Source organism: Pseudomonas sp. RIT409 (assembly GCF_003052515.2).
In the GTDB taxonomy this organism is placed as follows: Bacteria; Pseudomonadota; Gammaproteobacteria; order Pseudomonadales; family Pseudomonadaceae; genus Aquipseudomonas.
In genome coordinates, this window is record NZ_QARE02000014.1 from 137,463 (window position 1) to 144,472 (window position 7,010).

At 61.0% G+C, this 7,010-nt stretch carries 6 protein-coding genes; all 6 read left to right on the top strand.

The window, feature by feature from the left end:
• Positions 1-40: 40 nt before the first annotated feature.
• The 6 genes from DBP26_RS18130 (at position 41) to pepN (ending at position 6,653) form a co-directional block, all read left to right on the top strand.
• Entirely contained in the window at positions 41-1,390 is a 1,350-nt protein-coding gene (locus DBP26_RS18130; RefSeq protein ID WP_108238779.1) for an ATP-binding protein, read from the top strand.
• Positions 1,387-1,875 (top strand): hypothetical protein, encoded by a 489-nt coding sequence (locus tag DBP26_RS18135; protein ID WP_177411084.1) that lies wholly within the window; start codon positions 1,387-1,389, stop codon positions 1,873-1,875. The genes DBP26_RS18130 and DBP26_RS18135 overlap by 4 nt, the downstream gene beginning before the upstream one ends.
• Complete coding sequence (locus tag DBP26_RS18140) at positions 1,875-2,798, top strand: tetratricopeptide repeat protein (protein ID WP_108238777.1); 924 nt, start codon at positions 1,875-1,877, stop codon at positions 2,796-2,798. The genes DBP26_RS18135 and DBP26_RS18140 overlap by 1 nt, the downstream gene beginning before the upstream one ends.
• A gap of 78 nt (positions 2,799-2,876) precedes the next feature.
• Complete coding sequence (locus DBP26_RS18145) at positions 2,877-3,137, top strand: DUF1315 family protein (protein ID WP_108238776.1); 261 nt, start codon at positions 2,877-2,879, stop codon at positions 3,135-3,137.
• Positions 3,134-3,964: a DUF2797 domain-containing protein gene (locus tag DBP26_RS18150; protein WP_177411085.1), complete on the top strand. Its 831-nt coding sequence runs from the start codon at positions 3,134-3,136 to the stop codon at positions 3,962-3,964. Before DBP26_RS18145 ends, DBP26_RS18150 begins: the two co-directional genes overlap by 4 nt.
• 10 nt (positions 3,965-3,974) lie before the next feature.
• A complete protein-coding gene (pepN, locus tag DBP26_RS18155) occupies positions 3,975-6,653 on the top strand; it encodes an aminopeptidase N (RefSeq protein WP_108238775.1) in 2,679 nt (892 codons plus the stop codon).
• Positions 6,654-7,010: the final 357 nt, after the last annotated feature.

Genomic DNA, 7,010 nt, shown 5'->3' on the forward strand with positions numbered 1-7,010 from the left:
CGCACGGCAGCACCGTACCCTTTGATTGTGAGGACCCCCCATGGATGATTCGACGTTCGACCAGTTGGAGGCTGCGCTGCAAGCAGCCCCCGGCAACGTCGCGCTGCTCACGATGCTGATCGACGCCAGCGTCCAGCGCGGTGAGCACGCGCGTGGTCTGAAACTGTTGCCCGACGACCTGGAGCAATGGCCATCGGCCCCCGCGCTGAAACTGGCAGCGGCGAAGTTGTGCCTGGCCGCAGGCGATGCCAGCCGAGCGCTGCGGCTGGCCGAGGAGCCTGACGCCAACACGCGGCTGTTCAAGGCGCGCGTGCTGGCCGACCTGGACCGCCTCAAGGACGCACAGGTCGAATACCGTGCGGCGATCGAAGCTAACCCGGCGTTGGAGGATGTGGTGTTCTCGCGTCGTCTGAATGCCTCGGTGACCGAGGTGCCTCGTGCCGACGGGCGCCCGCGGTTGCGTGTGATCTCTAACGACGACACCGATCAGAGCGAAGTGGTGCGGCTGCTTGAGCCGGACAACCAGACCGTCACCTTCAGCGACATTGGCGGCCTGGAAGATCTGAAAAAAACCATTCACAAGAAAATCATCCTGCCTTACCAGAAGCCCGGCCTGTTCCAGCGCTTTCGCAAGAAGGTCGGCGGAGGCGTGCTGCTGTACGGTCCTCCCGGTTGCGGCAAGACCCTCCTGGCCAGGGCCACGGCGGGGGAGTGCAACGCGACGTTTTTCAACATCGCCATTTCCGACGTGCTGGACATGTACATCGGCGAGTCGGAACGCAAACTTCATGCGCTGTTCGAGCAAGCTCGGGCAAAGGCGCCAGCGGTGATGTTCTTCGATGAAGTCGAGGCCCTGGGTGGCAAGCGCGCCAACACGCGCGAATCGACGTCCTCCAAACTGGTCAGCCAGTTCCTTTCGGAAATGGACGGCTTCACTCAGGACAACAAGGGCGTGCTGATCCTGGCCGCGACCAACGTGCCGTGGTCGGTGGATTCGGCGTTCCGTCGTCCCGGCCGGTTCGACCGGGTGCTGTTTGTTCCGCCGCCTGATCGCGAAGCCCGGGAAAGCATGTTGCGCATGATGATGAAAGACCGGCCGATGGCCGATGACATCGACTTCGCGTTCCTGGCGAAAAGCACTTCCGGCTTCTCCGGCGCTGATTTGGGCGAGCTGGTGGAGACCGCTGCAGACGGGGCCATCGAAGATTCGCTCAGCAGCGGCAGCGAGCGCGTGATCTGTGACGCGCACTTCAAGGACGCGTTGAAAGAAGTGCGAGCCACCACGCTCGAGTGGCTGACCACCGCCCGCAACTACGCCCGCTACGCCAACGAGGGCAATCAATACGATGAAGTGTTGGCGTTCCTCGACAAGCACGGGAAGGGTCGTTGATGGCGCGCTATGGGGGATACCGCATCGAGGACGAGCCGCGTCCGGGTGCGTTGGCGAAATGGGCCGTTTCGCCGTTCTGGCCGCTGCTGGGCATGATGCTCGGCGGTGCCTGGCTGGGCCTGCCGTGGTTCGTGTTCAATTCGATTGCCGTCGGCAGCCCTACGCGTGTGCGTGAAATCTGCCTGGCCGGTGTGGCGCTCGTGGGCAGTGTGGCCATCGGCCTGGCACTGATGCAATTGGCAGGCGCGGGGTACCTGGCAACCCAGGCGCAAGTTCAGTACGCGTTGCTGGTTCTGGTGGTGTGGAAACTGACCATTGGATACCTGCTGTACATGCAGCAGAACCAGACCATCGAGATTTACCAGTACTACGGCGGTGAGTTGAGCCGCTTCGGTCTGCCGCTGGCGCTGATCGGCGGTTTCGTGCTCAAAGGCATGGTCGTGAAGTTGTTGCCCTACACCCTCTGGTACCTGGTGGTGAGCTGATGAATACCGATTACCTGCTGCAGTTGGCTTATCAGCGCCTGCAGGCCGATCACAACGACGGCGCCATCGATGCCCTTCGACAATTGCTGGCCAATGACCCGGATTCGGCCGAGGCGCACGGGTTACTGGCCATTTGTCTGATGAACATGCGGCGTGTGCATGCTGCTCGCCGTGAGGTGCAACTCGCCCTGGCCGCCGATGCTCAGTTGCCTTTGGCCCACTATGCGGCGGCACAGGTGGCCATTGCCCAGCGCAAATTCAAGCTGGCCGAAGAGCATCTTGCGCAGTTGCTCGACATGGAGCCGCTCAACCCGTTGAACCATCGTTGCCTAGCCGAGCTGTATCAATTGACGGGGCGTCTGAAACAGAGCCGTGAGCCGCTGGAAAAAGCGCTGGAACTGGGCCCGGACGACGCCGCCAATCTGGTGGCGATGGCCGAGTTTCACCGCGCCAGCCGCCACTGGGAGCAGGCCTATCAATTCGCTCGGCAGGCTTTGCAGGCGTCCCCGGGCCACCCCGGCGCGGTCATTGTGCTGGGGCATCTGCTGCTGCGCGAAGGCGACATCGGCGGCGCTCGCGACCACGCCATCTGGGCGCTGCAGGAAAATGCCAACAACGTTGCCGCGCTGCACCTGCTCACGGCGGTGAAGGCGCGAAGCAGTCTTTTTCTGGGAGCCTGGTGGCGCTTCAACAGTTGGATGAACGAACGCAGTGCCACCCGGGCCATCATTCTCTTGCTGTTCATGTTCGTCACCTACCGCGTGGTGGTGATCACGCTCGCCGCGCAGGGCCACCCCCAAGTGGCCCAACTGGTCGACTGGGTGTGGCTGGCCTTCGCTGCCTACACCTTCGCCGCGCCGCAGATTTTCCGCCGTTTGCTGGAAAAGGAGCTGGTGCAGGTGAAACTGTCCAAGGAATTCTGACGAGCTGGCATCATGCCCAGTGTCGAAAGGTCATAATTGCGCTGGTTGAACCAGCGACGTTTATCAGAGGTTGTTCACATGTCATCTTTTGCTGAAATGATCGAAAACATCACGCCGGACATTTACGAAAGCCTCAAGCTGGCGGTGGAAATCGGCAAGTGGTCCGATGGCCGCAAACTGACCCAGGAGCAACGTGAGCTGTCCCTTCAGGCACTCATCGCCTGGGAAGTGCGCAATGTGCCGGAAGAGCAGCGCATCGGCTACATGGGCCCGCAGGAATGTGCCTCCAAGTCGGCGCCGATTCCAAACATCCTCTTCAAGTCGGATGCCATCCATTGATCGAGATTGGCCGAGGCTCCGTCAACAAAATGTCCGCGCGGCTCGATGCGGCGCAGGTGCACTATGCGTTTCGTCTGGGTGACGCGCAGATTCCGGTCAACCCGCTGATCGGCAAGACCGTACGCCTGGAATACCTGGGCGCCATTCATTGCAGCCACTGCGGCCGACGCACCAAGACCAGTTTCAGCCAAGGGTATTGCTACCCGTGCATGCAGAAACTGGCGCAATGCGACGTCTGCATCGTCAGCCCGGAAAGATGCCACCACGATCAAGGCACCTGTCGGGATCCGTCGTGGGGCCAGCAGTTCTGCATGACCGAGCACGTGGTCTATCTCGCCAACTCCTCGGGCGTCAAAGTCGGCATCACCCGCGCCACGCAGCTGCCGACCCGCTGGCTGGATCAGGGCGCTAGCCAGGCATTGCCGATCGTGCGGGTCGCCACCCGCCAGCAGTCCGGGTTCGTCGAGGACCTGTTTCGCACTCAGGTGGCGGACCGCACCAACTGGCGAGCGCTGCTCAAAGGAGATGCCCCAGCCGTTGACTTGGCCGCCATCCGTCAGCAGTTGTTCGAGTCCTGCGCCGAAGGCCTGCGCATGCTCCAGCAGCGCTTCGGCCTGCAAGCCATTCAGGTGCTCGACGACGTCGAGCCGATCGAGATCCGCTACCCGGTGGAGGCGTACCCGACCAAGGTGGTCAGCTTCAATCTCGATAAAGATCCGATCGCCGAAGGCACGCTGCTGGGCGTCAAGGGCCAGTACCTGATCTTCGACACCGGCGTGATCAACATTCGCAAATACACGGCGTATCAACTCGCCGTGCATCACTAAGGACAGCATCATGCGCACCGAACAGCCAAAAATGATCTACCTGAAGGATTATCAGGCGCCTGAGTACCTCATCGACGAGACGCACCTGACCTTCGAATTGTTCGAGGACCACACCTTGGTCCACGCGCAGTTGGTCATGCGCCGCAACCCGGAGCGTGCCCAGCTCTTGCCGGGGGGCGCTCTGCCGCCGCTGGTGCTCGATGGTCAACTGCTGGAGCTGCTGTCGGTCAAACTGGCCGACGTGGACCTCACCCCCGAAGACTACCAACTGACGCCGGACAGCCTGACCGTCCATCCCACCGCTGAAGCCTTCACGCTCGATACCAGCGTGAAGATCCATCCAGAAACCAATACCGCGCTGGAGGGGCTGTACAAGTCCAGCGGGATGTTCTGCACCCAGTGCGAGGCCGAAGGCTTCCGCAAGATCACCTATTACCTCGACCGCCCGGATGTCATGAGCACCTTCACGACGACGGTCATCGCCAGCAAACAGGATTATCCGATCCTGCTGTCCAACGGTAATCCGGTCGATGCAGGTCCCGAGGGCGAGCAACGTCACTGGATCACTTGGGAAGACCCGTTCAAGAAACCGGCTTACCTTTTCGCACTGGTGGCCGGTGACCTGTGGTGCATCGAGGACACCTTCGTCACGATGAGCGAGCGCAAGGTCACGCTGCGCATCTATGTCGAGAAGGAAAACATCGATAAATGCCAGCACGCCATGGACAGCCTGAAGAGATCCATGCGTTGGGACGAAGAAGTCTACGGCCGCGAATACGATCTGGACATTTTCATGATCGTTGCCGTCAACGACTTCAACATGGGCGCCATGGAGAACAAGGGCCTCAACATCTTCAACTCCAGCGCCGTGCTGGCCCGTGCCGAAACAGCGACGGACGCGGCGCACCAGCGGGTCGAAGCGATCGTCGCCCATGAGTACTTCCATAACTGGTCCGGCAACCGTGTAACCTGCCGCGACTGGTTCCAGTTGTCGCTGAAGGAAGGTTTTACCGTTTTCCGTGATGCCGGTTTCTCCGCCGACATGCACTCGGCGACCGTCAAGCGTATCCAGGACGTGGCATACCTGCGCACCCACCAGTTCGCGGAAGACGCCGGCCCCATGGCACACGCGGTACGCCCGGACAGCTTCATCGAAATTTCCAACTTCTACACCCTTACCGTGTACGAAAAGGGTTCGGAAGTGGTCGGTATGATCCATACCCTGCTCGGCGCCGGAGGCTTCCGCAAGGGCAGCGACCTTTACTTCGAACGCCACGACGGCCAAGCGGTGACCTGCGACGACTTCGTCAAGGCCATGGAAGACGCCAACGGTGTCGACCTGACCCAATTCAAGCGCTGGTACTCCCAGGCCGGTACGCCACGCCTGGCGGTGACGGAGTCTTATGACGCCGCCGCCCACACCTACAGCCTGACTTTCCGTCAGACGGCGCCCACGACGCCTGGGCAACCGGGCGATGCGAAAAAGCCGTTCGTGATCCCGGTTTCGTTGGGGCTGCTGGATACCCAAGGGCAGGAAATCCCGTTGCGGTTGCAGGGTGAGTCCGCGGCGGCGGGGACGTCTCGCGTCATCGCCATCAGCGAAGCCGAACAGACGGTGACCTTCGTTGACATCGCCGAGCGGCCGCTGCCGTCGTTGCTGCGCGGTTTCTCGGCGCCGGTAAAACTGAGCTTCCCCTACAGCCGCGACCAATTGATGTTCCTGATGCAGCACGACACTGATGGCTTCAATCGGTGGGACGCCGGGCAGCAGTTGTCGGTCCAAGTGCTGCAGGAACTGATCGGCCAGCATCAGAAAGGCGAGCCGCTGGTACTGGATCAACGCCTGCTCACCGCGCTCGGCACCGTGCTGGCGGACGACAGCCTCGATCAGGCGATGGTCGCAGAAATGCTCTCGCTGCCGGGTGAAGCGTATCTCACTGAAATCAGCGAAGTGGCGGATGTCGATGCCATTCACGCGGGCCGCGAGTTCGCCCGTCAGCAGTTGGCCGATGGCCTGAGCGACGCACTGTGGAAGCGCTACCAAGCGAACCGCGAGGTGTCCAAGGCAACGCCTTACGTGGCTGAATCCGAGCACTTCGCGCGTCGGGCGCTGCAGAACATCGCGCTGTCTTACCTGATGTTGAACGGCAAACCGGACGTGCTGGCGGCTGCCATCGAACAGTTCGACAACGCCGACAACATGACCGAGCGTCTGACCGCGCTGGCCGTGCTGGTCAATTCTCCATTCGAAGCCGAGAAGGCCCAGGCCTTGGCGGTATTTGCCGAGAACTTCAAGGATAACGCGCTCGTCATGGATCAGTGGTTCAGTGTGCAGGCGGGCAGCACGCTGCCCGGTGGTCTGGAGCGTGTGAAAGCGCTGATGCAACACCCTGCATTCACGCTGAAGAACCCGAACAAGGTGCGGGCGTTGATCGGTGCATTTGCTGGGCAGAACCTGATCAACTTCCATGCGGCGGACGGGTCGGGCTACCGTTTCCTGGCGGATCTGGTGATTGAACTGGACGGTTTCAACCCACAGATCGCCTCTCGGCAGCTGGCGCCGTTGACTCGCTGGCGCAAGTACGACGAGAAACGTCAAGTGCTGATGAAAGAGGAACTGGAGCGCATCCGTGCTTCCGGGCAGTTGTCGCCGGACGTGTATGAGGTGGTGAGTAAGAGCTTGGCGTGATGGCCAGCCTTGATTGGCTGGTATGGATGACGGCGGGTTGATCGGTTGGCGAGGGTGATGCTGATTCACCATTCCGCTTTTACAGCGGGTCACTTTCCTTTCGGGGAAAGTGACCAAAGCCATTTGCTCCATTTTGCCAAGACAAAATGGAGTCGCTCGTAAGGGGCGAAACCCCAGCTCCCAGCCTACGCGCCAACGGATCTGCCCCCGATTCCAGCCACGCCAGTTTCAGCATTCCAGTTGAGCCGTGTGTCCGGATGTAGGCGAGCTGATCCATTGACGAGGGTGACGCCGATTCACCGTTCCGCTTTTACAGCGGCCCCATTTGTCTTGGCAAATGGGGGAAACCGCTTGCTC

What these genes read in the sequence shown, in the direction of transcription:
- DBP26_RS18130 (WP_108238779.1), top strand. Translation starts at nt 41, where the DNA reads ATGGATGATTCGACGTTCGACCAGTTGGAGGCTGCGCTGCAAGCAGCC.
- DBP26_RS18140 (WP_108238777.1), top strand. Translation starts at nt 1,875, where the DNA reads ATGAATACCGATTACCTGCTGCAGTTGGCTTATCAGCGCCTGCAGGCC.
- DBP26_RS18145 (WP_108238776.1), top strand. Translation starts at nt 2,877, where the DNA reads ATGTCATCTTTTGCTGAAATGATCGAAAACATCACGCCGGACATTTAC.
- pepN (WP_108238775.1), top strand. Translation starts at nt 3,975, where the DNA reads ATGCGCACCGAACAGCCAAAAATGATCTACCTGAAGGATTATCAGGCG.